25 protein-coding genes are annotated in these 26,902 nt (G+C 60.0%); 12 read left to right on the top strand and 13 right to left on the bottom strand.

Going from position 1 to position 26,902, the window contains the following annotated elements:
• The first annotated feature begins 368 nt into the window (after positions 1-368).
• Together ttcA and AB7M26_RS27625 are read left to right on the top strand one after the other, a co-directional pair.
• Positions 369-1,193 carry a tRNA 2-thiocytidine(32) synthetase TtcA gene (ttcA, locus tag AB7M26_RS27630; RefSeq protein ID WP_008074984.1) on the top strand — a complete coding sequence of 275 codons (825 nt, stop codon included), beginning with the start codon at positions 369-371 and terminating at the stop codon, positions 1,191-1,193.
• A gap of 131 nt (positions 1,194-1,324) precedes the next feature.
• The gene (locus AB7M26_RS27625; RefSeq protein WP_063342855.1) at positions 1,325-1,999 is read left to right on the top strand and encodes a DNA-3-methyladenine glycosylase I; all 675 of its coding nucleotides are present in this window, start codon (positions 1,325-1,327) and stop codon (positions 1,997-1,999) included.
• 115 nt (positions 2,000-2,114) lie between these two features.
• Here AB7M26_RS27625 and AB7M26_RS27620 read toward each other — a convergent pair whose 3' ends face one another.
• From AB7M26_RS27620 to arsC, 3 genes are read right to left on the bottom strand one after another with little or no spacing between them, the layout of a single operon-like run.
• Positions 2,115-2,540 carry a DUF2069 domain-containing protein gene (locus tag AB7M26_RS27620; RefSeq protein WP_429377600.1) on the bottom strand — a complete coding sequence of 142 codons (426 nt, stop codon included), beginning with the start codon at positions 2,538-2,540 and terminating at the stop codon, positions 2,115-2,117.
• Position 2,541: 1 nt separating this feature from the next.
• Positions 2,542-3,138 (bottom strand): NAD(P)H:quinone oxidoreductase, encoded by a 597-nt coding sequence (wrbA, locus tag AB7M26_RS27615; RefSeq protein ID WP_008011647.1) that lies wholly within the window; start codon positions 3,136-3,138, stop codon positions 2,542-2,544.
• Positions 3,135-3,488 (bottom strand): arsenate reductase (glutaredoxin), encoded by a 354-nt coding sequence (arsC, locus tag AB7M26_RS27610; protein ID WP_123495884.1) that lies wholly within the window; start codon positions 3,486-3,488, stop codon positions 3,135-3,137. The genes wrbA and arsC overlap by 4 nt, the downstream gene beginning before the upstream one ends.
• 114 nt (positions 3,489-3,602) lie before the next feature.
• Here arsC and AB7M26_RS27605 point away from each other — a divergent pair, with 114 nt between their 5' ends.
• Positions 3,603-4,070, top strand: coding sequence for a TlpA family protein disulfide reductase (locus tag AB7M26_RS27605; RefSeq protein WP_123495886.1), 468 nt, complete (start codon positions 3,603-3,605; stop codon positions 4,068-4,070).
• Positions 4,071-4,248: 178 nt separating this feature from the next.
• Here AB7M26_RS27605 and AB7M26_RS27600 read toward each other — a convergent pair whose 3' ends face one another.
• Positions 4,249-4,653 carry an META domain-containing protein gene (locus AB7M26_RS27600; protein ID WP_008074973.1) on the bottom strand — a complete coding sequence of 135 codons (405 nt, stop codon included), beginning with the start codon at positions 4,651-4,653 and terminating at the stop codon, positions 4,249-4,251.
• Positions 4,653-5,087, bottom strand: a complete 435-nt coding sequence (locus AB7M26_RS27595; RefSeq protein WP_007899088.1) for a hypothetical protein — start codon at positions 5,085-5,087, stop codon at positions 4,653-4,655. The genes AB7M26_RS27600 and AB7M26_RS27595 overlap by 1 nt, the downstream gene beginning before the upstream one ends.
• A gap of 134 nt (positions 5,088-5,221) precedes the next feature.
• On the opposite strand from AB7M26_RS27595, the gene AB7M26_RS27590 reads away from it, so the two are divergent.
• Positions 5,222-5,608 (top strand): hypothetical protein, encoded by a 387-nt coding sequence (locus tag AB7M26_RS27590; RefSeq protein ID WP_123495888.1) that lies wholly within the window; start codon positions 5,222-5,224, stop codon positions 5,606-5,608.
• A 5-nt stretch (positions 5,609-5,613) separates the two neighbouring features.
• Here the strand turns inward: AB7M26_RS27590 and AB7M26_RS27585 are convergent, their stop codons facing one another.
• Together AB7M26_RS27585 and AB7M26_RS27580 are read right to left on the bottom strand one after the other, a co-directional pair.
• Complete coding sequence (locus tag AB7M26_RS27585; protein WP_429387083.1) at positions 5,614-6,603, bottom strand: 2-hydroxyacid dehydrogenase; 990 nt, start codon at positions 6,601-6,603, stop codon at positions 5,614-5,616.
• Positions 6,604-6,708: 105 nt separating this feature from the next.
• The gene (locus AB7M26_RS27580; protein WP_429387080.1) at positions 6,709-9,459 is read right to left on the bottom strand and encodes a response regulator; all 2,751 of its coding nucleotides are present in this window, start codon (positions 9,457-9,459) and stop codon (positions 6,709-6,711) included.
• Positions 9,460-9,674: 215 nt separating this feature from the next.
• Between AB7M26_RS27580 and AB7M26_RS27575 the strand changes: the two genes are divergently transcribed.
• The 8 genes from AB7M26_RS27575 to AB7M26_RS27540 all read left to right on the top strand — a co-directional run bounded on the left by AB7M26_RS27575 (position 9,675) and on the right by AB7M26_RS27540 (position 19,293).
• Positions 9,675-10,397: a response regulator transcription factor gene (locus tag AB7M26_RS27575; protein WP_123495894.1), complete on the top strand. Its 723-nt coding sequence runs from the start codon at positions 9,675-9,677 to the stop codon at positions 10,395-10,397.
• Positions 10,384-11,814, top strand: a complete 1,431-nt coding sequence (locus AB7M26_RS27570; protein ID WP_123495896.1) for a sensor histidine kinase — start codon at positions 10,384-10,386, stop codon at positions 11,812-11,814. The genes AB7M26_RS27575 and AB7M26_RS27570 overlap by 14 nt, the downstream gene beginning before the upstream one ends.
• A gap of 180 nt (positions 11,815-11,994) precedes the next feature.
• Positions 11,995-13,014 (top strand): PDDEXK nuclease domain-containing protein, encoded by a 1,020-nt coding sequence (locus tag AB7M26_RS27565; RefSeq protein ID WP_429387076.1) that lies wholly within the window; start codon positions 11,995-11,997, stop codon positions 13,012-13,014.
• A 107-nt stretch (positions 13,015-13,121) separates the two neighbouring features.
• Positions 13,122-14,024, top strand: a complete 903-nt coding sequence (gene cysM, locus AB7M26_RS27560; RefSeq protein ID WP_007899067.1) for a cysteine synthase CysM — start codon at positions 13,122-13,124, stop codon at positions 14,022-14,024.
• On the top strand, positions 14,024-15,376 hold the full coding sequence (rlmD, locus tag AB7M26_RS27555) for a 23S rRNA (uracil(1939)-C(5))-methyltransferase RlmD (RefSeq protein ID WP_429387073.1): 1,353 nt from the start codon (positions 14,024-14,026) through the stop codon (positions 15,374-15,376). The genes cysM and rlmD overlap by 1 nt, the downstream gene beginning before the upstream one ends.
• Before the next feature lie 128 nt (positions 15,377-15,504).
• Positions 15,505-17,748 (top strand): GTP diphosphokinase, encoded by a 2,244-nt coding sequence (gene relA, locus AB7M26_RS27550; RefSeq protein ID WP_123495904.1) that lies wholly within the window; start codon positions 15,505-15,507, stop codon positions 17,746-17,748.
• A 140-nt stretch (positions 17,749-17,888) separates the two neighbouring features.
• Positions 17,889-18,722: a nucleoside triphosphate pyrophosphohydrolase gene (gene mazG, locus AB7M26_RS27545; RefSeq protein ID WP_123495906.1), complete on the top strand. Its 834-nt coding sequence runs from the start codon at positions 17,889-17,891 to the stop codon at positions 18,720-18,722.
• Positions 18,723-18,750: 28 nt separating this feature from the next.
• A complete protein-coding gene (locus AB7M26_RS27540; RefSeq protein ID WP_008074959.1) occupies positions 18,751-19,293 on the top strand; it encodes a DUF2058 domain-containing protein in 543 nt (180 codons plus the stop codon).
• Positions 19,294-19,359: 66 nt separating this feature from the next.
• Here the strand turns inward: AB7M26_RS27540 and AB7M26_RS27535 are convergent, their stop codons facing one another.
• From AB7M26_RS27535 to AB7M26_RS27510, 6 genes are all read right to left on the bottom strand, one after another.
• Positions 19,360-19,548 carry a hypothetical protein gene (locus AB7M26_RS27535; protein ID WP_192345651.1) on the bottom strand — a complete coding sequence of 63 codons (189 nt, stop codon included), beginning with the start codon at positions 19,546-19,548 and terminating at the stop codon, positions 19,360-19,362.
• A 319-nt stretch (positions 19,549-19,867) separates the two neighbouring features.
• A complete protein-coding gene (fabB, locus tag AB7M26_RS27530) occupies positions 19,868-21,088 on the bottom strand; it encodes a beta-ketoacyl-ACP synthase I (RefSeq protein WP_123495910.1) in 1,221 nt (406 codons plus the stop codon).
• 11 nt (positions 21,089-21,099) lie between these two features.
• Entirely contained in the window at positions 21,100-21,615 is a 516-nt protein-coding gene (gene fabA / locus AB7M26_RS27525) for a 3-hydroxyacyl-[acyl-carrier-protein] dehydratase FabA (protein ID WP_007899046.1), read from the bottom strand.
• Positions 21,616-21,862: 247 nt separating this feature from the next.
• Positions 21,863-23,764: an ATP-binding protein gene (locus tag AB7M26_RS27520; RefSeq protein ID WP_123495912.1), complete on the bottom strand. Its 1,902-nt coding sequence runs from the start codon at positions 23,762-23,764 to the stop codon at positions 21,863-21,865.
• On the bottom strand, positions 23,761-24,693 hold the full coding sequence (locus AB7M26_RS27515) for an ABC transporter substrate-binding protein (protein ID WP_123495915.1): 933 nt from the start codon (positions 24,691-24,693) through the stop codon (positions 23,761-23,763). The genes AB7M26_RS27520 and AB7M26_RS27515 overlap by 4 nt, the downstream gene beginning before the upstream one ends.
• 1 nt (position 24,694) lies before the next feature.
• Complete coding sequence (locus tag AB7M26_RS27510; RefSeq protein ID WP_429387066.1) at positions 24,695-26,818, bottom strand: TonB-dependent receptor plug domain-containing protein; 2,124 nt, start codon at positions 26,816-26,818, stop codon at positions 24,695-24,697.
• Positions 26,819-26,902 lie beyond the last annotated feature (84 nt).

Raw genomic sequence — 26,902 nt, 5'->3', positions numbered from 1 at the left:
GCCAAAGTGGCCAGGTAAGTACAGGTCTGAATATGCGTGCGACCTTATGCCGCAGTATAGAAAGGAGTTACCGGGAATAGTGCTAGGGGCTTAGAGCAAATCGCGCTGTAAACACTATTGTTAATCGCCGCCAGGTCTGTGCCGAATGAAACCTGTGGCGAGGGAGCTTGCTCCCGCTGGGGCGCGAAGCGGCCCTGATGTTGTGTCAGGCAAACCGTGTCGGCAGGTTTTGCGACTGCTGCGCAGCCGAGCGGGAGCAAGCTCCCTCGCCACAGGGGTATGCTCAAGTCATATAAGTGCAGGCTTCGCCCCGAAAGGGTTTTTGCGTAAAATGCCGGCCTTTCGTCACACCTCACGGATTTCGCGTCATGGGCACTCTTACGGTCAACCAGAACAAACTGCAAAAGCGCCTTCGCCGCCAGGCCGGTGAGGCTGTCGCCGATTTCAACATGATTGAAGACGGCGACAAGGTCATGGTCTGCCTGTCCGGTGGCAAGGACAGCTACACCATGCTCGACGTGCTGATGCATTTGCAGAAGGTCGCCCCGATCAAGTTCGAGATCGTGGCCGTGAACATGGACCAGAAGCAGCCAGGCTTTCCCGAGCACGTGCTGCCGGCTTACCTTAAAGAACTGGGCATCGAGTACCACATCGTCGAGAAAGACACCTATTCGGTGGTCAAGGAGCTTATTCCTGAGGGAAAGACCACCTGCTCGCTGTGCTCGCGCCTGCGTCGCGGCACGCTCTACACCTTTGCCGATGAAATCGGCGCGACCAAAATGGCCCTCGGTCACCACCGCGACGACATCGTCGAGACATTTTTCCTGAACATGTTCTTCAACGGCTCGCTCAAGGCCATGCCGCCGAAGCTGCGCGCCGATGACGGACGCAACGTGGTGATCCGGCCGCTGGCCTACTGCAACGAAAAAGACATTCAGGCTTACTCGGACTTCAAGCAATTCCCGATCATCCCGTGCAACCTCTGTGGCTCCCAGGAAAACCTGCAACGCCAGGTGGTTAAAGAGATGCTGCAGGAGTGGGAACGCAAGACCCCGGGCCGTACCGAAAGCATTTTCCGCAGCTTGCAGAACGTGATCCCGTCGCAACTGGCGGACCGCAACCTGTTCGACTTCACCAACCTGCGCATCGATGAAACCGCCGCTTCGCGCTTCGTCAACGTTGTAAACCTCTAAACACAATCACGGTGGGAGCCAGCCTGCGGGCGATAGCGGTGGGTCAGACACATCATTGTTGACTCACCCTCCGCTATCGCCAGCAGGCTGGCTCCCACATGAGTCTATTCACTTACTCATCAGGAAAGGGCATGCGCGATTACAAGTGGCTGCACGAATACTGCTTGAACCGCTTCGGTTCGGCGGCTGAACTGGAAGCCCATCTGCCCGTTCCCAAGACCCCGGCGCAATTGCGCAAGATCAGCGACGACCGCTACCTCTCGACCATGGCGCTGCGGGTATTCCGCGCCGGGCTCAAGCACAGCCTGGTGGACGCCAAGTGGCCGGCGTTCGAAGAAGTGTTCTTCAAGTTCGACCCGGAAAAAGTCGTGCTGATGAGCGCCGAACACCTGGAACGCCTGATGCAGGACGCTCGGATCATCCGCCACCTGGGCAAGCTCAAGAGCGTGCCGCGCAATGCACAGTTCATTCTGGACGTGGCCCATGAGAAGGGCAGTTTTGGCGCGTTGATCGCCGAATGGCCGGTGACCGATATTGTCGGCTTGTGGACCTACCTGAAAAAACACGGGCATCAGTTGGGCGGGTTATCGGCACCGCGATTCTTGCGCATGGTCGGCAAGGATACGTTCGTGCCGAGCTACGACGTGGTGGCAGCGCTGAGTGCGCAGAAGATCGTCGACAAGGTGCCAACCAGCCTGCGGGACATGGCCACGGTGCAAAATGCGTTCAACCAGTGGCACGAAGAGAGCGGTGGGCGGCCGATGAGCCAGATTTCGATGATGCTGGCTTACACAGTGAATCATTGAGACCGAGTCGAATCCATCGCGGGCAAGCCCGCTCCCACAGGTATTGGTTTTGAGCACAAAATGTGTGAACGACCCCGGTCACTGTGGGAGCGGGCTTGCCCGCGATGGCGATAGGTCAGGCGATAGAGATCTCGCCTTCACCCGCCAACTTGCGGTTCAACTGAAACCGCCACCGCACATACAACATTGCCGAGCAGAACACCGCCAGGCTCGCGCCCATCTCCAGTAAACCGAACAGCTGGCGGTTCGGGTCATACGCGGCCAATGCGCCCTTCATGAAATACAGGTTCACCACAAAACACATCCACGAATGCCCGCGGGCGCTGCCAACGATCATCCCCGGCGCCAGCAACAAGAGTGGCACCAGTTCGATCAGCAGAATCACCCACGGCCGCGCGCCATGCAGGTCGGCGAATACCAGGTAGTAGGCGCAGAGCAGTCCCACCAGGCCGAAAAAGCACAGCAGGCTGATGATACGCATCGCCCGTACTCGCGGTTCGAGCCATTCGATGGAAGGCAGAATCTTCGGCTTTTTGGCCATTTCAGCTCACCAACTTTTGCGCAGTCTTCGCCAACCGCAGACCCAAGGCGCGGCACAGCGCAACTTCGTGTTCATTCAAACCGCTTTTGCCATCGGCCCCGGCGTGATGGCTGGCGCCGTAAGGCGTGCCGCCACCGCGGGTTTCCAGCAGCGCCGACTCGCTGTAAGGCAGGCCGGTGATCAGCATGCCGTGGTGCAGCAACGGCAACATCATCGACAGCAGCGTGGTTTCCTGGCCGCCGTGCAGGCTCGCGGTGGAGGTGAAGACCCCGGCCGGTTTGCCCACCAGGGCGCCGGTCAGCCACAGATTGCTGGTGCCATCGAGAAAGTACTTCAACGGTGCGGCCATGTTGCCGAACCGGGTCGGGCTGCCGAGGGCCAGGCCGGCGCAGTTTTTCAAGTCGTCGAGGCTGGCGTACAGCGCACCTTCATCGGGAATGTCCGGCGACACGGCTTCGCACTCGGTGGAGATCGCCGGCACGGTGCGCAGGCGCGCTTCCATACCGGACTGCTCGACACCACGGGCAATCTGCCGGGCCATTTCATTGGTCGAGCCGCTGCGGCTGTAATACAGCACCAGAATGTATGGGGCACTCACGGCAGCAACTCCAGCACATTCTCCGGCGGACGGCCGATGATGGCTTTGTCGCCGACTTCGAGAATCGGCCGCTCCATGAGTTTCGGGTGCGTGGCGATAGCAGCGATCAATTGCGCCTCGCCGAGGGTGCTGTCGGCCAGGTTGAGGGTTTTGTACTCGTCCTCGCCGGTGCGCAGCAATTGCCGGGCGCTGATACCAAGCTTGCTCAGCAGGCTCTGGATTTGCGCGGCGTCCAGCGGGGTTTCCAGGTAGCGGACGACCGTTGGCGTCAGGCCACGGGCTTCGATGAGTTCGAGCGCACCGCGGGATTTCGAGCAGCGCGGGTTGTGATAAAGCGTCAGATCGGTCATGTGCGGGTCGCATCTTGCGTAAGGTGGCGGCTATTCTAACTGGGCGGCGCGTAATCCAGAACCTTGGGAGGCGATGGGTCGCAGGTGCATTCCATTTTTGACAAGGATCGAGACATGACAAGGCGACTGGCAGCGGCATTGGCGATCATGGGGGCGTTATTGTTGGGGGGCTGCGGCAACGACTATGGCACCGACCAAAATGGCCATAAAGTTGCCGCTGAACGTCTGGACAAACAATGGCTGGTGCTCAATTACTGGGCCGAATGGTGTGGCCCGTGCCGTACCGAGATTCCCGAGTTGAACGTGCTGGCCGAACAGCTCAAGGGCAAGAAGATCGGTGTGTTCGGGGTCAACTTCGACAATGTGCAGGGCGAAGAGCTGAAAAGTGCCAGCGAGAAACTGGGGATCGCCTTCACCGTGCTGGCCCAGGACCCGGCCGACCTTTTCGAATTACCGCGCAGTGAGGCGCTGCCGGTGACTTACATCATCGATGACAAGGGCAAGGTGCGGGAACAGTTGATGGGCGAGCAGACGGCGGCGGGGGTGATGGCGAAGCTTGAGGCGTTGCAGGCAACCAACTGATTGCGCAGGGCGGCTTTTGTGGCGAGGGAGCTTGCTCCCGCTCGACTGCGCAGCAGTCGCAAAAACGGTATGCGCGGAACACCTGACAAAACAAGGTGACTGGGTTTAGGGCTGCTTCGCAGCTCAGCGGGAGCAAGCTCCCTCGCCACAGTCATTCACTTGGCTACAGCCGTGGTGATCAACCCTCTTCAAGCCACCAACGCAGTGGTTTGCCTTGCGCCGGCCAGAAGCGCATCTGGTCGATCGGTGAAACGTCCCAGCGCTGGACGTTTTCCAGCGCCTGCAGGAAGCGTTTTTCCTGCTCCATCAACGCTGGCGCACACATTTTGCGGGTGCTGCCGATCTTGCCGAAGCTCAGCTTGTCGCCTTGCAGGGTATACGGCGCGAACCAGTGATTGCAGCCGCCATTACCGTAGGCCCGACCATCTTCATCGAGGGTGATGGTCAGATGGCTGTAGTCCATCAGCGGACGCTCGCCGATCCATTCCAGAATGTAGCTGCGGTTGTGTTGCAATTGCACCGGCTCGGCGGCGCAGCCCAACAGGCTGGCGCCGGCCATGGCGGTCAGAGCAAGGCGTTTCATCACGCAGGCTCCTGGCACTTCTTGCACAGGTGCTTGTCGGCAACGGTGGCCCAGCCCAGCTCGGCAATCCGTGCAGTGGCCGCCGGTTTTTCCGCCTTGTTGCCCAGCTTGGCGTCGACCGCGAATTCAAAGCTCAGCTCTTTGGCGCAGCTGTCGCAGTTGACCTTCCAGGTGTGGATCGCCAATTCGCCGAACACCGGACCACTGGCCACCGCGACCCATTGGCCCGGCGGGTTGATCAAGTGGCGAACCGTTTCGACGGTCAGGCGCATGGACAAGTCCTTGCTGCCTTTAAGGGTCACTACCAACACGTCGTTATTACGAATCGAGCCGCCGTTGCCGGTGACTTGATAACGCCCCGGCACAAGGGCGCGGCATTCGGTGAGGGTGTGTTGCGGGTTCATCAGGCTATAGCGGAAATCGTGTTCGACCATGGGTCCTCCAAATATGCGCGATATGCTAGCACGGGCATGAACGCAGCATGGCGCGGGCATGTAACCTTCGATCTGGTTCAAATGACCTGCCGAGTCATGGCACAATGCCGCTTTTGCATCTCTAAGGAACGGAAATGGCGTTGATCGAATGTTTTGAGTGCAAGCAACGCATCAGCTCCACGGCGCCTGCTTGTATTCATTGCGGTGCACCTGCTGTAGCAGAAGCGGCTACATCGACGGCAACGCAGGCGCCTCTTTCTTTCGGGCGCTTACCGACCAATGAGAACGTACCCAGGGTGACCCCGGCCGCTTTCGGGCGCAAACGTAAAGTTGAAGTCGAGGCCGAGATCCCGGCGCCGGCACCCGGCGGGCCGCGTCCGGTGGAACTCTGGCTGAAACTGATGATTTTCTTACTGCCGCCGTTTTTTGTCTGGTTCCTGCTGCGTCGCGGGCATTCGCTGGGGCAGCGCTTGCTGGGCTTCGGCTGGCTGGCCCTGATGATCCTTTTGTCCAAGGCCTGAGCCGATCAGCTCTCGACCTGATTCTGTGGCGAACCGGCCGCCCAGGCCGCGATGTTCTGCAGGGTGGTTGCGGCAATCGCGCCCAGGGCTTCGCGCGTGAGGAAGGCTTGGTGCGCAGTGATGATTACATTCGGAAAGGTCAGCAGGCGTGCCAGCACATCGTCCTGCAGCGGCAAGTCGGAGCGATCCTCGAAGAACAGCTGCGCCTCCTCTTCATACACATCCAGCCCCAGATAGCCCAATTGGCCGTCCTTCAACGCGTCGATCAGCGCCGGCGTGTCCACCAGACCGCCACGCCCGGTATTGATCAGCATCGTGCCGGGCTGCATGTGCGCCAGTGATTCACTGTTGATCAAGTGTTTGCTTTGTTCGTTGAGCGGGCAATGCAGGCTGATGATCTGCGACTCGGCCAGCAATTGCGGCAAGCTGAGGTAGCGCGCGCCGAGCGCTTCGACCTGCGGGTTCGGGTAAGGATCACAGGCCAGCAACCGGCAGCCGAAGCCGCTCATGATTTTCGCGAAGGTCGCGCCGATCTGACCGGTGCCGACCACGCCGACGGTTTTGCCCACGAGGTCGAAACCGGTCAGCCCGTGCAAGCTGAAATCGCCCTCGCGGGTACGGTTGTAGGCACGGTTCAGTCGGCGGTTGAGCGCCAGAATCAGCGCCACCGCGTGTTCGGCCACCGCGTGAGGCGAGTAGGCCGGAACCCGCACAATCGCCAACCCCAGGCGCTTCGCTACCGCCAGATCGACATGGTTGTAACCGGCCGAGCGCAGGGCGATCAGGTGTGTGCCACCCGCGGCCAGACGTTCGAGTACCGGAGCACTGAGGTCATCATTGATAAAGGCGCAGACCACTTCGTGATGCTCCGCCAGCGCCACTGTGTCGAGGCTCAGTCGTGCCGACTGGAAATACAGCTCGATGCCGGCGGGCAGGTCTGCGCTCAGAAAACTGTCGCGGTCGTAGGTCTGGCTGCTGAAAAGAATCGTGCGCATGCTGTCCTCCTGGAGTTTACCTGTAGCAGCTGGCGAAGCCTGCGTTCGGCAGCTGCTACAGGCCTTTAGCTTAGCTTTCAAGGCGCCCAGCGTTATTGCGCTGCATCAGGCATTGATACGCGCATGGGCTGCCAGGCGATTGATGGCTCGTTCGAGTTCTTCCAGCGCGCCGGGGGCTTTGGGGTCCTGTTGCTTGAGCAGGGTTTCACTGCGCTGGCAGGCGGCGCGCAATTGCGGGACGCCGCAATAACGGGTCGCCCCATGCAGGCGATGGACTCGCTCAATCAGCGCGTTCTGGTCATTGGCTTCACGGGCGACGCGGATGGCCTCGCGGTCGGCTTCCAGGGAAGCCAGCAGCATGGCTAGCATGTCCGCCGCCAGATCGGCCTTGCCCGCCGCCAAGCGTAGGCCTTCGTCGTGATCAAGCACCTGCAAGTCATTATCGTTGTTGTTTTCGCTGGAGCGCTCCGGCCCCAGATTGCGCAACGCCAGGCCGGTCCATTTCAACACCACCTGCGCCAGTTGCCGTTCGCTGATGGGTTTGGTCAGGTAGTCATCCATGCCGCTTTGCAGCAATGCGCGTTTTTCGTTGGCCATCGCGTGGGCGGTGAGGGCGACGATCGGCAGTGGTGTGCAATGTCGTTCGCTTTCCCACTGACGAATGGCTTCGGTGCTTTGGCGACCATCCATGCCGGGCATCTGGACGTCCATCAGCACCAGGTCAAAGGTCTCGTTCTGTACGGCCTTGACCGCGGCGTAACCGCTTTCCACCGCGAGCACCTTGGCGCCCATGTCTTCGAGCAGGGTTTGCACCAGCAGCAGATTGGCCGGGTTGTCATCGACGCAAAGGACCTTCGGTGCGCGGCTCGAAAGCGGCTCGCCGGGGTCGCTGCGCTGCTGGCGAGGGTTGACCATGTCGGACAGGGCCCGACGCAGTTTGCGCGTGCAGGCCGGTTTGGACTGCAGCTGGCTGTGGGGGTTGGGCACCGAGAGGTGGAACAGCGTCAGTTCGGTGGTCGGGCACAACACCAACACTCTGCAGCCCAAGTGTTCGAGGTCCCAAATATGCTGGTTGAGGCGCTCCGGCGGCATGTCGTTGCTGGTGATGCCGAGCACTGCCAGGCCGATGGCCTGATCGGTCTGATGGGCACCGGTCACACCATTGGCCAGGCTTTCGAGGGTGTTGAACGGCGTGACTGCCAGGCCGCAGTCTTCCAGTTGATGCTGCAAGGCCTGACGGGCCAGCTCATGGTTTTCCAGAACCGCCACCCGCTGTCCGAGCAAGGGTGGGCCGGGCAGGTCCTCGGCGTCGTCGCGGGTTTTGGGCAGGCTCAGGCTGATCCAGAATTCCGAGCCTTCGCCTGGTGTGCTGTCGACGCCGATCTCGCCACCCATCTGTTCAATCAGGCGTTTGGAAATCACCAGCCCCAGGCCGGTGCCGCCAGGTTGCCGGGACAGCGAGTTATCGGCCTGGCTGAAGGCCTGGAACAAGGCGCGCACGTCCTGATTCGACAGGCCAATGCCGGTGTCCTGAATGCTGATGCGCAATTGCACGCTGTCTTCATACTCTTCTTCGAGCATGGCTCGGGCGACGATGGTGCCTTCGCGGGTGAACTTGATCGCGTTGCTCACCAGGTTGGTGAGAATCTGCTTGAGTCGCAGCGGATCGCCCACCAGCGACAGCGGCGTATCGCGATATACCAGGCTCACCAGCTCAAGCTCTTTGGCATGGGCGGCGGGGGCGAGGATGGTCAAGGTGTCTTGCAGCAGGTCGCGCAGGTTGAACGGAATATGGTCGAGCACCAGTTTGCCGGCCTCGATTTTCGAGAAGTCGAGAATCTCGTTGATGATCCCCAGCAGGCTGTCCGCGGATTTTTCGATGGTGCCCAGGTAATCGAGCTGGCGCGGGGTCAATTCACTTTTTTGCAGCAAATGGGTGAAGCCGAGAATGCCGTTGAGCGGCGTGCGGATTTCATGGCTCATGTTGGCCAGGAACTCGGACTTGATCCGGCTCGCCTCCAGGGCTTCCTTGCGCGCAAGGTCCAGCTCGATGTTCTGGATCTCGATGGTTTCCAGGTTCTGACGCACGTCTTCGGTGGCTTGGTCGACGCTGTTTTGCAATTCTTCCTGCGCGTTCTGCAGGGTTCCGGCCATTCGGTTGATGCCGGACGCCAGTTCATCCAGCTCCTGGCTGCCGAGGGGCGGCAGGCGGGTTTCCAGGTGACCGTCCTTGAGCTGTGCCACGGCTTGTTTGATCTGGCTCAATGGCCGGTTGATGGTCCGCCCCATGCGCAACGCCAACAGCGCCGCACCGACCAGGCCACCGCCGATCAGCAGCAGGCTGGCGAACAGACTGCGGTAACCGCGCAGCAACATGCCACTGTGCGACAGCTCGAGTTCGACCCAGCCCAGCAGACGGTCGGCTTCATCGGGGATCAGGTCGCCGGCCAGGTTGCGGTGCTTGCCGAACACTGGCAGCAGGTAACGCGTGGCGTCATTGCCACTGCGGCGCAGCAGCTGTGAACCGTTGCCCAAAGGCGCCGAATTGAGCATGGTCGGGCCGGCATGGGCCAGCTGAGTGCGGTCGGGGGCGAGGAAAGTCACCGCGCGCACGTCGGTCTGTTCCAGGAACTGGGTGGCGATGCGTTCCAGCAGGTCGTTGTCTTTGCGACCCATGGCCGGGGCCACCAGCGGTGCCAGCTGTTCGGCAATCATTTCGCCGCGTTGCATGAGTTGCGATTGCAGGTCCGATTGCTGCATCCAGGTGAAATAGCCGCCCAGAACCAGCGCCATCAGGGTGGTCGGTAACAGGGTCAGCAACAGCACGCGGCCTTTAATTCCCAGTTTCTTGAGCACGCATCTCTCCCGCATCCAGCTGTTTATTGACCTGCACATGCGTCCGGCACGCGCCACTTGCGCAGTGTAGCGATTTGCATGCAGGCAATCCTCGTAAAATTGATGTCGTCATTCGTCGGCCAGTTCCGCGCTTTGGTCTTGGGGAGCAAACCATGGGTTGCCCCTGGCGAGGCGATCTTGAATAATCGGCAACTGAGAATTATTTGCAGATACTCATGACTCCCATCTCCGTTGTTCCCCCCCGCGTCCTCTCCATCGAAGACGATCTGGTGCTCGGTGCTTATGTCCATGAGCATCTGGGGCGCTGTGGTTTTCAGGTGACCTGGTGTCAGAACGGCCAGGAAGGGTTGGCCATTGCGCGCCGGCAAGCCTTCGATGTGGTGTTGATGGATATTCTGTTGCCGGGGCTGGATGGCCTGGCGGTGCTGACCCAACTGCGCCAGAGCCACTCCACGCCAGTGGTGCTGATGTCGGCGCTGGGGGCGGAGGCGGATCGCATCAGTGGCTTTCGCCTCGGCGCCGACGATTACCTGCCCAAACCTTTCAGCATGGCCGAGCTGCGAGTACGCATCGAGGCGATCCTGCGGCGGGTGGCGCTCGATCGGCGGCCAGCGTCGGCATCGAGTGCCCCTGCGATGGACAACCTGCATTTCGACGATGAACGGTGCGAGGTCTTTTTGGGCGAACACGCGGCCGGCCTGACTCGCAGCGAATATCGGTTGCTGGATACATTGAATCGCAACGGTGATGAAGTACTGAGCAAGGCGTTCCTTTATCAGCAGGTACTGCAGCGCGGTTATGCGCCCCATGACCGCAGCCTCGACATGCACATCAGCCAGATTCGCCGCAAGCTCAAGGCCATCGGTTACACCGAGCGTGAAGTGCGTACTGTCTGGGGCAAGGGGTATGTATTGAGTGCGGCCGATGAAATGGTCTGACGTGCCGGGCAAGCATTCACTGTTCTGGAAACTGGCTTGCCTGTTGGTAGCGTTCTGTCTGCTGATGATCTGGTTGAGCTGGTCCTGGGGTCGCTACATGGAAAAGAAAAACCTGTTCCTGTCCGACGAGGCCCGGGGCACCCTGACGCGCTACGCCGCCGAGGCGGAGCGGGCGTGGAACGAACAGCAGAGTGCAGGCATTGATGCCTGGTTGCAGCGTGTCGGCGAGCGCGAGTCGACCTGGGTTGGTGTCATCGGTGGCGACTTGCAATCCCTGAGCAGCTACCCGCTGACCCATCAGGAAATCCAGCGCCTGACCTTTTTGCGCGGTCTGGATTGGCCGGTGAGTCGGCGCCACCAGGGCCGGCCGTGGCTGAAGATCCCGTTTCCCAATGACCCGTCTGCCGGCAGCCTGGTGATCGAGTTGCCTCAGCGTTTTATGCCCGGACGCTACCGGGTGTTTTGGCGGGTGATCACCAATGGGGTGATTCCCGGGCTGTTCACGCTGCTGCTGTGCGTGGGGCTGTATCGATTGCTGGTCGTCCCGCTGAACAGCCTGCGCGAACAAGCCAATGCCTGGCGCGCCGACCAACTGACTGTGCGTTTATCGAGTCGCACCACCAACCGCTCGGATGAATTGGGTGAACTGGGCAGGGCCTTCGATCACATGGCCGAGCGCCTGCAAAGCACGGTGGCTCTGCAACAACAATTGCTGCGTGACCTTTCCCACGAATTGCGTACGCCACTGAGCCGGCTGCGGGTGGCCAGCGATAGCGAGCAAGACCTGGGGCAATTGCGCGAACGCATTGGCCGGGAAGTCGACGGCATGCAACGTCTGGTCGAGGACGCCCTGCAACTCGCCTGGCTCGACACCGAGCGCGCGCCGTTGCCCGATGAAGCGATCCAGGTCCAGGCCTTGTGGGAAATGCTCACGGAAAACGCCTGCTATGAAAGTGGCTGGCCGGCGGGTCAGTTGCACTGTGCCGTGGATGCATCCTGCTGGGTGCGCGGCCATCTCAATACGCTGGCCCAAGCGCTGGAAAACATACTGCGCAACGCCATTCGTCATTCACCTGCGGGAGGTGTCGTGACGCTCGCTGGTCGGCGCGATGGCGACTTCTGGCACCTGTGGCTGGAGGACGAGGGCGGTGGAGTGGCGGACGAGGATCTTGAACGGATCTTCTCGCCGTTCATTCGGCTTGATGGATCGCGACCGGGGGATGGCGGATTTGGATTGGGTTTGAGCATCGCCAGGAATGCGGTGCAGCGCCAGGGCGGGCGTTTGTGGGCGGAGAACAGCGGGGCAGGGTTGCGATTGAATATGCGGTTATTGGCGGATGATGACGGTGTTAGTGATGACGCCATCGCGGGCAAGCCCGCTCCCACAGTTGATGTGTGTCTGCCACACATTGTGTGATCAACCTTGACTCCTGTGGGAGCGAGCCTGCTCGCGATGCGGCTCCCGGTCACCGCCGTTCAGCTTTTGCCGGAGCGTTCCCGTTTATTTGTACGACCTTTCCTAAAGGGTATTGCCGACACCTTATGCCTGATTCGACGGAATAGACTCGCGTTTTTCCTCGTCCTCAAGGAGTTCGGCATGAATGCATCCAGCGTCCCCGGCAACGTAACCGACGACCGTTTCAATGAAGTGCTTGCGCTGATTCAAAGTGCCAAACAGCAAGCCATGCAGGCGGTGAATACCCAGTTGATCGAGCTGTATTGGCAGGTGGGTGCTTACATCAGTCGCAAGCTGGAAAAAGCCGAATGGGGCGATTCTGTGGTCAGTCAATTGGCTGAGCATCTGGCCCAGACTCAACCAGGGTTGCGTGGTTTTACTCGCCCCAATCTGTTCCGCATGCGTCAGTTCTACGAGACTTACCGGGGTGACGAGAAAGTCTCACCACTGGTGAGACAAATACCCTGGACCCATAATCTGGTCATCTTCAGTCAGGGCAAACTCCCGGAAGAGCGGGAGTTTTATCTACGAATGGCGGTTCAGGAGAAGTGGTCGAAGCGCGAGTTGGAGCGTCAGTTCAAAACTGCACTGTTCGAGCGTAGCGTGACCCAACCGGCAAAAACCGCAGTGCTAAGACATACTCACCCTGCGGCGCTTGAGATTTTCCGCGATGCCTACATGGTCGAGTTTCTCGACCTGCCCGGCGGCCATGCCGAAACCGATCTGCATAAGGGACTGCTGGCGCGTCTCAAGGAGTTTCTGATCGAACTGGGTCGTGACTTCTGCTTTGTCGGCTCCCAATACCCGCTGCAAGTCGGTGGGCGTGATTTCGCCCTGGATCTACTGTTCTTCCACCGTGGGCTCAACTGTCTGGTAGCCATTGAGCTCAAGGTCGGTCGGTTTGAGCCGGAGTATTTGGGCAAGCTGGATTTCTATCTGGAAGCGCTGGATCGCAATGAGCGCAAACCCCACGAAAATCCTGCCATTGGTGTGTTGCTCTGCGCCAGCAAGGATGACGAGGTGGTCGAATACGCCCTTAACCGCAGCCTGTCGCCAGCGTTAATTGCCGAATACCAGACTCGCCTGCCGGACAAGCAGTTGTTGCAGGCTAAATTGCATGAGTTTTATGCGTTGGATTTTGAGCAGGAGAAGAGCGGGTAATCTTCCTCTTATTCCCATTCGCCATAAGCCCCTTACTTTGCGTGATATGGCCTGCGCACGTTTGCCGGTATGATAGGCGCCCCCGCAGTCTGGATTGCGAATACGCCATGACCTTGCAGTACCCAACCATCGCCGATTGCGTCGGCAACACTCCGCTGGTCCGTTTGCAGCGCCTGCCTGGCGCCACCAGCAATACCCTTTTGCTCAAGCTCGAAGGGAATAACCCGGCGGGTTCGGTCAAGGACCGTCCGGCGCTGTCGATGATCACCCGTGCCGAATTGCGCGGGCAGATCCACGCCGGCGATACGCTGATCGAAGCGACCTCGGGCAACACCGGGATTGCCTTGGCCATGGCTGCGGCGATCAAGGGTTACAAGATGATCCTGATCATGCCGGACAACTCCAGCGCCGAGCGTAAAGCCGCCATGACGGCTTATGGCGCCGAGCTTATTCTGGTCAGCCAGGAAGAAGGCATGGAAGGCGCTCGCGACCTCGCCCAGCGAATGGAAGCCGAAGGCCGCGGCAAGGTGCTGGATCAGTTCGCCAACGGTGACAACCCTGAAGCGCACTACACCACCACCGGTCCGGAAATCTGGCGTCAGACCGAAGGCACCATCACTCATTTCGTCAGCTCGATGGGCACCACCGGCACCATCATGGGCGTTTCGCGCTACTTGAAAGAGCAGAACGACAACGTGCAGATCATCGGGCTGCAACCGATGGAAGGTTCGGCGATTCCGGGCATCCGTCGCTGGCCGCAGGAATACCTGCCGAAGATCTACCAGGCCGAGCGCGTGGACCGGATCGTCGACATGGCGCAAAGCGAAGCCGAAGACGTGACCCGTCGTCTGGCACGCGAAGAAGGCATCTTTTGCGGTGTGTCTTCGGGCGGTGCCGTGGCGGCGATGCTGCGCCTGTCCAAAGAAGTTGAAAACGCGGTGATCGTCGCGATCATCTGCGACCGTGGCGACCGTTACTTGTCGACCGGCATTTTCGACGCGCCCAACTGATGGCCAGGCAAGAGAGAGGCCTGCGCTTCCAGCCCACAGGCGGCAGCAAGGCCCCGCAAGTCCCGACCGACAAAAAGCAGCGCTTGACGATTGAGCGCCTGGCCAATGACGGTCGCGGTATCGCGTTTTTCGAAGGTCGCACCTGGTTCGTCATCGGCGCATTGGCCGGTGAAGAGGTCGAGGCGCGGGTCTTGGGTGCCCACGGCAAAGTGGTCGAGGCGCGCACCGAGCGCGTGTTCCAGGCCAGTGAATTGCGCCGCCCGGCACCGTGCGCTCATGCCGCTCGCTGTGGCGGTTGCAGCGTGCAGCATTTGCCCCACAACGAACAGCTCGCCCTGAAACAGCGCATGCTCGCCGAGCAATTGTCGCGGGTTGCCGGTGTCGAACCTGAAGAGTGGGCCGCGCCGTTGAGCGGTCCGGAATTCGGCTACCGTCGTCGCGCCCGAGTGGCGGTGCGTTGGGACATGAAAGCGAAAAAACTCGAAGTCGGCTTCCGTGCTGCTGGCAGTCAGGACATCGTCGCCATCAACGAATGCCCGGTGCTGGTACAGCCCTTGCAACCGATCATGACCCGCTTGCCGGAGATGCTGCGGCGCTTGAGCAAACCTCAGGCGCTGGGGCATGTGGAGTTGTTCAGCGGTTCGTCATTGGCGGTATTGCTGCGGCATATGGCGCCGTTGTCCGAAGCCGACATGACCATCCTCAAGGACTTCTGCGCGTTCCATGAAGCCCAGTTGTGGCTGCATGGTGACGGCGAGCCGCAACCGGTCGAGGCCGATCAGTCGCTGGGCTATCGCCTTGAGCAGTGGGACTTGAACCTGGCGTATCGGCCGGGAGATTTCATTCAGGTCAACGCCGGGGTCAACGAAGCGATGGTCGCCCAGGCGTTGGCGTGGTTGGCGCCGAAACCTGATGAGCGGGTTCTGGACCTGTTTTGTGGGTTGGGCAACTTTGCTTTACCGCTGGCCAAAACCGTTCGCGAAGTGGTGGCGGTGGAGGGGGTGCAGGCGATGGTCGAGCGTGCCGCCGCGAATGCTGTCAGCAATAATCTGCATAACGCGAAGTTTTTTCAGGCCGATTTATCCCAGCCTTTGGCCGATGCTGAATGGGCCGATGAAGGCTTTTGTGCGGTACTCTTGGACCCACCTCGCGACGGTGCTTTTGAGGTGGTGCGCAAGCTGGCGTTTTTGGGCGCCAAACGATTGGTGTATGTGTCGTGTAACCCTGCAACGCTGGCGCGCGACACAGTCGAATTGATCAAGCAGGGCTACCGGTTAAAACGTGCCGGGATTCTCGATATGTTTCCTCAGACGGCACATGTCGAGGCCATGGCGTTATTTGAAGCGAGCTAGGACGGCTCGTCTGGTCCGACTGACCCGCTCGTGCAAAGCGCATTCGTCTTAGCCCCGCGAGTGCACACGGGCAGCGAAGGTCAGCGATTTGACGCATTGAATCTGCGTCGTAGGGAAGGTAAAGCAAGATGGTACAGGTGAGAGCACACCAGCCGATCAATACTGACGGCAGTATCAACCTCGAGGCTTGGCTCGATCATGCGGTCAGTGTCGATCTGGCACTGGATCGCGAAGCCTTGAAGGAAGCCTGCGAGTTCGCTCGCGAGGCCGAACAACAAGCCAATGCGGCGAAGAATCTGTGGTCCGAAGGGACCTCGAGTTTCCGCACGGGCCTTGAGATCGCCGAGATTCTCGCCGACCTCAAACTCGATCAGGATTCGTTGGTCGCGGCAGTCTTGTACCGCGGCGTGCGCGAAGGCCAGATCCAGTTGCCGGCGGTCAGCCAGCGCTTCGGTCCGGTGGTCGCCAAACTTATCGACGGCGTGTTGCGCATGGCGGCGATCAGCGCCAGCCTGAGCCCCCGTCAATCCCTGGTGCTGGGTACTCAAGGCCAGGTCGAGAACCTGCGCAAAATGCTCGTGGCCATGGTCGACGACGTGCGCGTCGCGCTGATCAAACTGGCTGAACGCACCTGCGCGATCCGCGCGGTGAAAACCGCCGACGACGAGAAGCGCAACCGCGTCGCCCGTGAAGTGTTCGACATTTACGCGCCGCTCGCCCACCGCCTCGGTATCGGTCACATCAAGTGGGAGCTGGAGGACTTGTCCTTCCGCTATCTTGAGCCTGACCAGTACAAGCAGATCGCCAAGTTGCTCCACGAGCGACGGCTGGATCGCGAGCGCTTTATCGCCGACGTGATGACCCAACTCAAAGAAGAGTTGCAGGCCACCGGCGTCGATGCGGACATCAGCGGTCGGGCCAAACACATCTATTCGATCTGGCGCAAAATGCAGCGCAAGGGGCTGGAGTTCAGCCAGATCTACGACGTGCGCGCGGTTCGCGTGCTGGTGCCGGAAATGCGCGACTGCTACACCGCGCTCGGCATCGTCCACACCCTGTGGCGGCATATCCCGAAAGAGTTCGACGACTACATCGCCAACCCGAAAGAGAACGGCTACCGCTCGCTGCACACCGCGGTGATCGGCCCTGAAGGCAAAGTGCTGGAAGTGCAGATCCGCACCCATGCCATGCACGAAGAAGCCGAGCTGGGCGTGTGCGCGCACTGGAAGTACAAGGGCACCGACGTCAAGTCCGGCTCGAACCACTATGAAGAGAAAATCTCCTGGCTGCGTCAGGTGCTCGAGTGGCACGAAGAGCTGGGTGATATTGGTGGCCTTGCCGAACAACTGCGGGTCGATATCGAACCGGACCGGGTCTATATCTTCACCCCGGACGGTCACGCCATCGACTTGCCGAAGGGCGCGACACCGCTGGACTTCGCCTACCGCGTACACACCGAAATCGGTCACAACTGCCGCGGCGCCAAGATCAACGGGCGGATCGTACCGCTCAACTACAGCCTGCAAACCGGTGAACAGGTCGAGATCATCACCAGTAAGCACGGCACGCCGAGCCGCGACTGGCTGAACCCGAACCTGGGTTACATCACCACCTCACGGGCGCGGGCGAAGATCGTTCACTGGTTCAAATTGCAGGCCCGCGATCAGAACGTCGCGGCCGGTAAAACCTTGCTCGAGCGCGAACTCAATCGCCTCGGTCTGCCGCAAGTGGACTTCGACAAGTTGGCCGAAAAGGCCAACATGAAGACCGCCGAGGACATGTTCGCTGCATTGGGCGCAGGCGATTTGCGCCTGGCGCAATTGGTGAATCTGGCGCAGCAACTGGTCGAGCCGGAACGCGGCAACGAACAGCTGGAACTGATCCCGCGCAAAGCCACCGGCTACAAACCGGGCAAGCGTGGCGACATTCAGATCCAGGGCGTCGGCAACCTGATGACCCAGATGGCCGGCTGCTGCCAGCCGCTGCCGGGGGATGCGATCGTCGGTTACATCACCCAGGGCCGTGGGGTGAGCATTCATCGTCAGGACTGCGCCTCGGTGCTGCAACTGGCCGGGCGCGAGCCGGAGCGGATCATCCAGGTCAGCTGGGGCCCGGTGCCGGTGCTCACCTATCCGGTGGACATCATCATTCGCGCCTACGACCGTTCCGGTCTGCTGCGTGACGTGTCGCAGGTGCTGCTCAACGAGCGGATCAATGTGCTGGCGGTCAACACCCGTTCGAACAAAGAGGACAACACGGCGTTGATGTCCCTGACCATCGAGATTCCGGGGCTGGATGCGCTGGGGCGGTTACTGGGGCGGATTTCCCAGTTGCCGAACATCATTGAAACCCGCCGTAACCGTACTCCATAAAGCGGCTGTTTTTTTTGTGGCCACCGGTCCTCTGTGGGAGCTGGCTTGCCAGCGATGGCATCACCTCGGTTTTCACTGATAACCGAGTCGTCTGCATCGCAGGCAAGCCAGCTCCCACAGGTTCTCGCAGAGACTAATTGATGTATTCACTTGAAGATCTATTGCACCTGATGAACCGTCTGCGCGACCCGCAATACGGCTGCCCGTGGGACATCAAGCAAACCTACGCGACCATCGTCCCCCACACCCTGGAAGAAGCCTACGAAGTCGCCGATGCCATCGAGCGCGGGGACTTCGATCATTTGCAGGGGGAGTTGGGCGACTTGTTGTTCCAGGTGGTGTATTACAGCCAGCTGGCCAGGGAAGAAGGGCGCTTCGAGTTCGATGGTGTGGTCGATAGCATCACGCGCAAACTGATCCGCCGTCATCCTCACGTGTTCCCCTCCGGTGATCTGTATGCGCCGCTGGACATTCCGCGTCTGAATGAAGAACAGGTCAAGCAGCGCTGGGAAGAGATCAAGGCTGAAGAGCGCGCCGAGAAGTCTTCGGCGCCACAGCAGTTGTCCTTGCTCGACGATGTGCCTGCTGCGTTGCCGGCGCTGTCCCGTTCGGCAAAACTGCAGAAGCGCGCAGGGCAGGTCGGTTTTGACTGGCCGGACGCCTTGCCGGTACTCGACAAGGTTCGCGAAGAGCTCGATGAAGTGCTCGAAGCCATGGCCGACAATGACTCGACGGCGATTGCCGATGAAGTCGGCGACCTGCTGTTTTCCGTGGTCAATCTGGCGCGACACCTCAAGGTCGATCCGGAAACCGCACTGCGCAACGCGAACTCAAAGTTTGAAAGACGCTTCCGATTTATCGAACAGGCATTGCGCGACACCCACCGTCCCATAGAAGATTGCACCCTCGAAGAGTTGGACGCCTTGTGGGGCGAAGCCAAACGTCAGGAAAAGAATTTGCCCAGCTGCGGTTGAGCAGTTGCCTAAGTGAGAAATAAGCACCATGAGCCTTTCCCTTCGCGACCAGTTGCTCAAAGCAGGGCTGGTCAACCAAAAGCAGGCCAAACAGGTCGGCAAAGAGAAGCAGAAGCAGCAACGTCTGGCCCACAAAGGTCAGATTGAACTCGATGACTCCCAGCAGCGTGCCGCTCAGGAAGCCATGGCCGAGAAGGTCAAGCGCGACCAGGAGCTGAACCGCCAGCAGCAGGAGAAAGCAGAGGCGAAGGCCCGCGCCGCCCAGGTCAAGCAATTGATCGAAGTCTCGCGCCTGCCCAAGCTGACCACCGAGGACTACTACAACTTCGTTGACGACAAGAAGGTCAAGCGCATCTCCGTCAACACGCTGATGCGCAACAAGCTCAGCAGTGGTTCGCTGGCGATCGTGCATCACGCTGGCGGTTACGAAGTGATCCCTCGTGAAGCGGCCCTGAAGATTCAGGAGCGCGATCCACAGCGCATCGTGCAGCTGAATGTGAAGACAGAAGAAGTCAGCACCGAAGACGATCCGTACGCGGCCTATCAGATTCCTGACGATCTGATGTGGTAAGCCGTTAGAGAATGCAACAACGACAAACCCCGCTCATGGCGGGGTTTGTCGTTTTCAATGCGGTCATTATGCAGAACGCGCTTCGCGCTGCTGCTCCTGTGTTTCAAGTTCGGCCTTGTATTTATGGGCTTCGGTCTCGGAGTGAAACATCCCGACCAACAGGTCTTGTTGATGTACATCCCAGATGCGGATACCGGCGGCGATGCCTTCATGGGACATATGTGAATCGTCGCGTTCAGTTACTTTTACAGTCATCTGCTAGCTCCAATCTCTGTTATCTGCAGCACGGCGTGTGCAGGCCTCCGTTATATGTTTTGTTAGCTGGCTAAGTAAACGGCAGAGTTCGGCAACCCATTCTTGCAGAATCGGCAAAAGTCCTGCAGCCCGCGAAATACGCGACATTCAGTCGCAGACCGTTGAGTTTCATGACAAATGTTTCATGTTCAAGAGGCAAAAAAACCGCGGTCGACACGCCAGCTGCTACAAGGGAGCGACGGTGAGGTCATTTTCAAGGCACACAAAAACGCCCCGAACCAGTCGGGGCGTTTTTGTGTGCAGCGTAGCGGGGGAGGTATTACTTACCGGCCCAGCGCTTCAGTACCAGCGTGGCATTGGTGCCACCGAAGCCGAAGCTGTTGCTCATTACGGTGTTGATGGTGGCGTCTTCGCGAGTCTTGGTCAGGATTGGCATGTCTGCCACTTCCGGGTCCAGTTCGTCGATGTTGGCGGAACCCGCCATGAAGTTGCCTTCCATCATCAGCAGGCAGTAGATCGCTTCGTGAACGCCGGCGGCGCCCAGGGAGTGACCCGACAGGCTCTTGGTGGAGCTGATGGCTGGAGCCTTGTCGCCGAACACTTCACGCACACCTTTCATTTCCATGACGTCGCCGACCGGAGTCGAGGTGCCGTGGGTGTTCAGGTAGTCGATTGGAGTGTCGACGGTGGCCATGGCCATCTGCATGCAGCGGATGGCGCCTTCGCCGCTTGGGGCGACCATGTCGTAGCCGTCGGAGGTCGCGCCGTAGCCAACGATTTCCGCGTAGATCTTCGCGCCGCGGGCCAGAGCGTGTTCCAGCTCTTCGACCACGACCATGCCGCCCCCGCCGGCGATGACGAAACCGTCACGCTTGGCGTCGTAGGCACGGGAAGCTTTTTCCGGGGTCTCGTTGTACTGGCTGGACAGTGCGCCCATGGCGTCGAACAGGAACGACTGGCTCCAGTGTTCTTCTTCACCGCCGCCGGCGAACACGATGTCCTGCTTGCCCAACTGGATCTGCTCCACAGCGTTACCGATGCAGTGAGCACTGGTGGCGCACGCGGAGGAGATCGAGTAATTCACACCCTTGATCTTGAACGGCGTCGCCAGGCAAGCCGAAACGGTGCTGCCCATGGTCCGCGTGACGCGGTACGGGCCTACGCGTTTGACGCCTTTTTCGCGCAGGATGTCCAGCGCTTCCATCTGGTTCAAGGTCGACGCGCCACCGGAACCGGCGATCAGGCCGGTACGCACGTTGGAAACCTGCTCTTCGGTCAGGCCGGAGTCTGCGATGGCATCTTTCATGGCCAGGTAGGCGTAAGCCGCCGCATGGCCGACGAAGCGATAGATCTTGCGATCGATCAGCTCTTCGAGGGGAAGGTCAATGGAGCCGGAAACCTGGCTACGCAGACCCATTTCAGCATATTCCGGGTTGAACCGGATGCCAGGGCGGCTTGCACGCAGGTTAGCGGAGACGGTCTCTTTGTCATTGCCCAGGCACGAAACGATGCCCAGACCAGTGATAACGACGCGGCGCATGCGAATAACCCTTAGAAGTTGTCAGTGGAGGTGAAAACGCCGACCCGAAGGCCTTCGGCGGTGTAGATTTCGCGGCCGTCAACGGTCACCGAACCATCGGCGATAGCCATGTTCAGCTTGCCCTTCAGGACACGTTTGATATGGATGTTATAGGTGACTTTCTTGGCGGTCGGCAGTACCTGGCCAAAGAATTTCACTTCGCCGGAACCCAGGGCGCGACCGCGGCCCGGCAGACCTTGCCAGCCGAGGAAGAAGCCGACCAGTTGCCACATGGCGTCGAGGCCCAGGCAGCCCGGCATCACCGGATCACCTTCGAAGTGGCAGGCGAAAAACCATAGGTCCGGAGTGATATCCAGCTCGGCGACCAATTCACCTTTGCCGTACTTGCCACCCTCTTCGCTGATATGGGTGATTCGATCGACCATCAGCATGTTCGGGGCGGGCAATTGCGCGTTACCTGGGCCGAACAGCTCACCACGACTGCAGCGCAGCAGGTCTTCCCGAGTAAAGGCGTTTTGTTTGGTCATGCGAGCTCCTCAATAGTCCATGCGGCAGGGTGGGGCGAATCTTCCCGGCCGATCGAAGCGTTCATGCCTCGAGTCAGCAGCCTACTCATAGACTATTGCGTTGTGGTGAAAGTCACAGCACCAAGGACATGAATGTACACTTGTGCACTGAAATTATTATTCAAGCCCCTTTTCGGGCCTGTTCGGGTGCCTAAGACTGCCGCACTTTCGTCGTTCACGCCAGTCGCAGATAGCCGAATGGCCTGTTCTACTGCACCCATCGCTGCAGAATTTGCTGCAGATCAGTGCGTTTGAAGGGCTTGGCCAGGTAATCGTTCATTCCCGCCGATAAGCAGGCTTCGCGATCGCCCTGCAACGCATTGGCCGTCAGGGCGATGATCGGCACGTCAGCACAGCCGGGCAATCGACGAATCTGTCGGGTGGCCTCGTAGCCATCAATGACCGGCAATCGGCAGTCCATCAGAATCGCTTCGAAAGTCAGACTCTCGGCACTGCGCACTGCCTGTGCACCATCGGTGACGACGCTGACAGTAAAGCCCAGACTGCGCAACATTGCTTCGACAACAGTGCGGTTGACCGGGTTGTCCTCCACCAGCAGCACATTGCGACCTTCGCCGTGGTCATCGCCGGTATGCCCTCGCGGGGTCAGTACCGGCATTGGCTGCTTATACAACGCCAAAGGGATTTCCAGGGTGAACACCGAGCCAACGCCTTCTTCGCTCTGCGCGCGCAAGGTGCCACCCATCCGCTCAGCCAGGGTGCGGGCAATCGGCAGCCCCAGCCCGGTTCCGCCGTAACGTCTTGAAATAGAACTGTCGGCCTGCTGGAACGCGTTGAACATCAACTCCAGGCTAGCGGGCGGGATGCCGATTCCGCTGTCGCGTACGGTGCAGGTGAACCACAGCAGTTCATGATCCAGGGACTGCCACTGCGGTTCGATCGTGACGCGGCCCCGTTCGGTGAACTTCAGCGCGTTGCCGACCAGATTGACCAGAATCTGCCGGATTCGCGTTGGATCGCCCTGAACCTGAAGGGCGCGCATGTCCTCGGGGATGCGCAGTTGCATGTCCAGGCCGCGTTGCACCGCGCTGTGCTGGAACGACTGGGCGCAGCTGCTGATCAGGTCTGCGAGGTTGAACGGAATATGTTCCAGCTCCAGTTCCGAGCGCTCGATGCGCGAGAAATCGAGAATGTCGTTGATCACTTTGAGCAGGTGTTCGGTGGATTCCGAGGCCAGCGCCGCGTACTCGATCTGCTCCTCGGTCATCTCGGTGGTTTCCAGCAGTTGCAGCATGCCCAGCACGCCATTCATCGGCGTGCGCAACTCGTGACTCATCATCGCCAGGAAATCGGATTTGGCGTTGTTGGCCTTTTCCGCTTCTTCGCGGGTCTGGATCAATTGCGCCATGGCCTGATGCTGTTCGCGACTGGCTTGCTCAAGGCCCTGGGCAAGGTTGTTGATGTGTTGCGACAGGGCGCCCAGTTCGGTGTCGTCGACAATCGGCAGGGGCGTTTTGTAGTCGCCTTCCTGGATCGCCTTGACCGCATTGCCGATGTCGTGGATCGGTTGAGACAGGCTGCTGGCCAGGCGCCGGGCCAGCAGAAATGTAAACAGCAGAGCGAACAAGGCCAGGATCCCGGCCTTGAAGAGGATTTCCTGCTGGCGCTGGTTGAACGCGTCATTGGACAGGCCGACGATCACCCGGCCCAGATAATCCTCACCCGGTGCACTGGCAACAGTACGACTGTTCTGGAAAAAGTCATTGTTGAGCGCGATGCGTTGCAGGCGCACCGGCGCCTGGAACACTTCGACTTGATGCGAGCGGTTGTGTGCTTCCGACGGTTGCTCGACATACACCAGAATCCGGTTGGCGCTGTCCTGTACTTCCAGAAAGCGTACGTTGGGCGTGGCCAGGGTGGCCTTGAGCAAACTTTCGAGCACCTCGTTGTTGCCTGAAATCACCCCGTATTCGGTGGCCGGCGCCAGTTGATTGGCGATTAGCTGACCGGTGTGATTGAGTTCCTGGCGCAGGTCCTGGATTCGCACGAAGGTAAAAAAACTGATCAGCAGCAAGGTCAGCAACAGGGCCGGGCCGAGGCTGATGATCTGGGTGCGGGTATTGATGTCCCAACCGCGACGGAAGGTCATGGGCGGCGTTCTCCTTCGGCCAGCTGTGTTGCGACAGAGGCTTCATTCATCGGTTCAATACTCAGTGAACGAGCCACTTGCGGGTTGCTTAAGACCTTGAAGTGTTGCGGATAAAGTGCGCGTGGCCAGGTGCTCGAGGGGCGGTCGAGCAGTTCGTCGAGAATCTTCAGCCAATCGTTCTGGTCGCTGTAAGTACTGGCCAGGCTACCGGCCCTGACAAAGGCTGCGTTGGGACCGATCAACGCCAGTTGCCGGGCATAGCTGCTGAGCAGCAAGTTTTTCACGGTTTTCGGGTTGTACAGATCAGGGTCGTCCAGGCCCAACAGCACGTCACTGTTTTTTAGCAGGGCCTGTAAGGGGCGGCTGTCATGGGTGTTATCCCAACGCTCGGTGACCACTTCAAGGCCCAGGGGCAGGGCAGCCTGACGCAGTTCTTTCAAAAGGAATTCGCTGTGGCTGTCGAAAAGCACACCGACCCGGCGGGCCTCAGGCAGAAGCAGTCGGGTCAGGCGCAACTGTCGCTCCAGCGGCGGATCGCTCCAGAGCAGGCTCAGGTGCGATGGCAAGTCATTGCCCAAGCGTTGATGGGCTTGCAAACGACTGATGCGCAACACCAGCGTCGCCGGGCCTTGGGCGTCTTGCAAGCGCCAGTCGAGGCTGGGCAAGTCGAGTAGAACCAGGCGGGTGCCGACGGGCAATTGGCCTGGCGCCGGCAGGCTGGCGACAGGCTGGAAGCGCACATTGTCGGTGGGGCGCAACTCGCTGAGGGCTTGAACGAAAGACTGCACGCCGGGATTGTCCTCGGCGCCAGTCAGCAGAATGTCGGCGGCCCGTGCCGGCAGATGGCACAGCAGCCCGATAAACACCAGGCACAACCCCGCCAGCAGGCGGCCAAGGGTTGGCGTCTTTGGTGACGGGCGATGCTGCATCTTAGAACTCCAGCTCCGCGCTGAAGTAGAGCACCCGGCGATCGTCGTAGTTGTTGTCGACGAAGGTGGTGGGCTGATTGTCGAGGCGTTGCTGGAGGACCCCGGCCAGCTCCAGATTGGCCTTGCCCAGACCGATGCGTTTGGCGATGCGGGTGTCGACCCGTTCGAAGCGATAACCGTTGAGGGCGTCGGCACCATAGTAGAAGAGGGCGCTGTTCCAGCCCAGGCCCCAGTTGCGAAGCCAACCGGCGGAGCCGCTGTTGCGCGCAGTCTGTTGTGCATCCAGCGGGTTGCTGGCCTCGGCATCGACGTAGGCATAGGTCAGGCGCAGACGATCGGCGCTGCTGACGCGCCAATCCAGCTGGGTTTCAGTCCCGGTGAAGCGTGAGCTGTTCGAGTTGCTGGCGATGTATTGGTTGTTGCGCAGCGGTTCGCTGATCATGCCGGTGATTTCGTCGTAGAACAGCTTCACGTCGACCGCCAGCCCCCACTCTGCGAAGTAGCCGTTGTAACCCAATTCCCGGGAGCGCATGCGTTCTTGTTCGAGGTCGCCCGGGCCACGGGTCTTGACGAAATAACGGGCGCTGGACTGGCCGTAGGCACTGGGCTTCAGGTTGGTGACCTGGTAGCTCCAGTTGACGTTGTTCTCGAACATGTCCGGCGAACGGATGGCTTCCGAATACACCGCGCGCAAGCCGTGGCGTGGGTTGATCAAGTAATTGACCGCCACCCGCGGGGTCAGCGAGTCGCCGGTCAATTGCGTGTCTTCGTACATCGCCCCGCCCTGCAACAACCAGTGCTCGGTGGCGCGCCACTCGAGTTGGCCGAACGCCCGCCAGGTGGTGTCGTCGAGCGTGCCATTGAAGTAGGTCTCGGAGTTGGCCCGGTCGTAACGATAGTTCATGCCGCTGACCAGCCGCAGACTGTCGGACAGGCTGAGCGTGTCTTGCAGCTCGAGGTCGTAGCGCGATTCCCTGGCGCTCTGGTCAATGTCGCCGCAGAGGGTTTGCCGGGCGCCGTTTTGCCATTGCCTCAGTACCTGATTGCCCAGCGCACGTTCAGCCGCAGTTCCTGCCGGTGCGCCCGAAGCGGTGTAGCGGTCCATGTTGCGCGCCAGACGTTCGGTGTAATTGGGATTGAGCTGCCAAAGTTGGGTCAGTTCCGGGCTGAACGAGATCTCGGCATCGCAGGCGCGCCAGGTCTGCTGACGATCCCAATGTTGCGCCGAGCCTTGAATATAAAGGCTGTGATTGGGGTTGATGTCCAGGTTCCAGCGCAACGAGCCGGCATAGTCCTTGGCGATGACGTCGGAATTGTCCCCGGCGGCGGTAATTCCTGAGAACACCGGACGGTAGGTATAGGGCCGCTGGTTAGTCCCGTCCTTGGCGTTCAATTGCCAGTCGATGCTCTGGTTTTCGTTGAGCGTCTGGCTGACGGCGAGATTGAAACGGTTCAAGCGACGGCTGTCGCGGTAATCGGCGCCGGTGCGATCCGAGTCGAAGCCGTCGTCTTGTTGGCCGGACAACGACAGACGCAAGTCGCCGCTGTCCCAACCCATGCCCTGGCTGGCGTAGAAATCATTGATACCGCGCTGGCCACGGGTGACTTTCAGCCGCGTGCCGTGGCTGTCGGCCGGTTTGCGGGTGATGATATTGACCACCGCCATCAGCGCGTTGGCGCCGTAGCTGACGGTGTTCGGGCCACGGAAAACCTCGATGCGTTCGATGTCTTCCATGGCCACCGGAATATCACTCCAGTCCACCGTGGCCAGGCCGGCGCGGTACACCGAGCGGCCGTCGATCAACACCTGCATGCGCCGCGCTTCGCTGGCATTGGTGCCGTGATAGTTCACCGCCGCCTGATTGCCGCTGATATTGCCGACCATCATTCCCGGCACCAGCCGCAGCAGCTCGCTGATATCCCGCGCGCCGCTGGCATTGATCAGTTCACTGTCGATCACCGTCATGCTTCCCGGCACGGCCGCAGGCGATTGCTTCAGGCGCGTCGCGGTCAGCACTTGCGGCAGCGGATCATTGTCGAGGAACAGATCGTCGGCCAGCAATGGCGAGCTGAAGATCAGCGCCAATACCAGCGGCGAGCGAGCACGGGGAAAGCCAAAAGACACGGCACGGCCTTGATAGCGGTTAGTTGGCGCGCATGTTAACCGAGCGCAAAGACTTTTCCAGTCACGTTATGGGCATTTTCCTCG

This window comes from Pseudomonas sp. F-14 TE3482, assembly GCF_053629455.1.
This window is presented reverse-complemented; position numbering and strand designations above follow the sequence as displayed.

What these genes read in the sequence shown, in the direction of transcription:
- AB7M26_RS27590 (WP_123495888.1), top strand. Translation starts at nt 5,222, where the DNA reads ATGGCGTTGATCGAATGTTTTGAGTGCAAGCAACGCATCAGCTCCACG.
- relA (WP_123495904.1), top strand. Translation starts at nt 15,505, where the DNA reads ATGGTACAGGTGAGAGCACACCAGCCGATCAATACTGACGGCAGTATC.
- AB7M26_RS27605 (WP_123495886.1), top strand. Translation starts at nt 3,603, where the DNA reads ATGACAAGGCGACTGGCAGCGGCATTGGCGATCATGGGGGCGTTATTG.
- AB7M26_RS27540 (WP_008074959.1), top strand. Translation starts at nt 18,751, where the DNA reads ATGAGCCTTTCCCTTCGCGACCAGTTGCTCAAAGCAGGGCTGGTCAAC.
- AB7M26_RS27565 (WP_429387076.1), top strand. Translation starts at nt 11,995, where the DNA reads ATGAATGCATCCAGCGTCCCCGGCAACGTAACCGACGACCGTTTCAAT.
- cysM (WP_007899067.1), top strand. Translation starts at nt 13,122, where the DNA reads ATGACCTTGCAGTACCCAACCATCGCCGATTGCGTCGGCAACACTCCG.
- AB7M26_RS27535 (WP_192345651.1), bottom strand. Translation starts at nt 19,548, where the DNA reads ATGACTGTAAAAGTAACTGAACGCGACGATTCACATATGTCCCATGAA.
- arsC (WP_123495884.1), bottom strand. Translation starts at nt 3,488, where the DNA reads ATGACCGATCTGACGCTTTATCACAACCCGCGCTGCTCGAAATCCCGC.
- AB7M26_RS27515 (WP_123495915.1), bottom strand. Translation starts at nt 24,693, where the DNA reads ATGCAGCATCGCCCGTCACCAAAGACGCCAACCCTTGGCCGCCTGCTG.
- fabA (WP_007899046.1), bottom strand. Translation starts at nt 21,615, where the DNA reads ATGACCAAACAAAACGCCTTTACTCGGGAAGACCTGCTGCGCTGCAGT.
- AB7M26_RS27520 (WP_123495912.1), bottom strand. Translation starts at nt 23,764, where the DNA reads ATGACCTTCCGTCGCGGTTGGGACATCAATACCCGCACCCAGATCATC.
- AB7M26_RS27625 (WP_063342855.1), top strand. Translation starts at nt 1,325, where the DNA reads ATGCGCGATTACAAGTGGCTGCACGAATACTGCTTGAACCGCTTCGGT.
- AB7M26_RS27585 (WP_429387083.1), bottom strand. Translation starts at nt 6,603, where the DNA reads ATGCGCACGATTCTTTTCAGCAGCCAGACCTACGACCGCGACAGTTTT.
- mazG (WP_123495906.1), top strand. Translation starts at nt 17,889, where the DNA reads ATGTATTCACTTGAAGATCTATTGCACCTGATGAACCGTCTGCGCGAC.
- AB7M26_RS27600 (WP_008074973.1), bottom strand. Translation starts at nt 4,653, where the DNA reads ATGAAACGCCTTGCTCTGACCGCCATGGCCGGCGCCAGCCTGTTGGGC.
- AB7M26_RS27570 (WP_123495896.1), top strand. Translation starts at nt 10,384, where the DNA reads ATGAAATGGTCTGACGTGCCGGGCAAGCATTCACTGTTCTGGAAACTG.
- AB7M26_RS27575 (WP_123495894.1), top strand. Translation starts at nt 9,675, where the DNA reads ATGACTCCCATCTCCGTTGTTCCCCCCCGCGTCCTCTCCATCGAAGAC.
- AB7M26_RS27595 (WP_007899088.1), bottom strand. Translation starts at nt 5,087, where the DNA reads ATGGTCGAACACGATTTCCGCTATAGCCTGATGAACCCGCAACACACC.
- fabB (WP_123495910.1), bottom strand. Translation starts at nt 21,088, where the DNA reads ATGCGCCGCGTCGTTATCACTGGTCTGGGCATCGTTTCGTGCCTGGGC.
- AB7M26_RS27620 (WP_429377600.1), bottom strand. Translation starts at nt 2,540, where the DNA reads ATGGCCAAAAAGCCGAAGATTCTGCCTTCCATCGAATGGCTCGAACCG.
- rlmD (WP_429387073.1), top strand. Translation starts at nt 14,024, where the DNA reads ATGGCCAGGCAAGAGAGAGGCCTGCGCTTCCAGCCCACAGGCGGCAGC.
- ttcA (WP_008074984.1), top strand. Translation starts at nt 369, where the DNA reads ATGGGCACTCTTACGGTCAACCAGAACAAACTGCAAAAGCGCCTTCGC.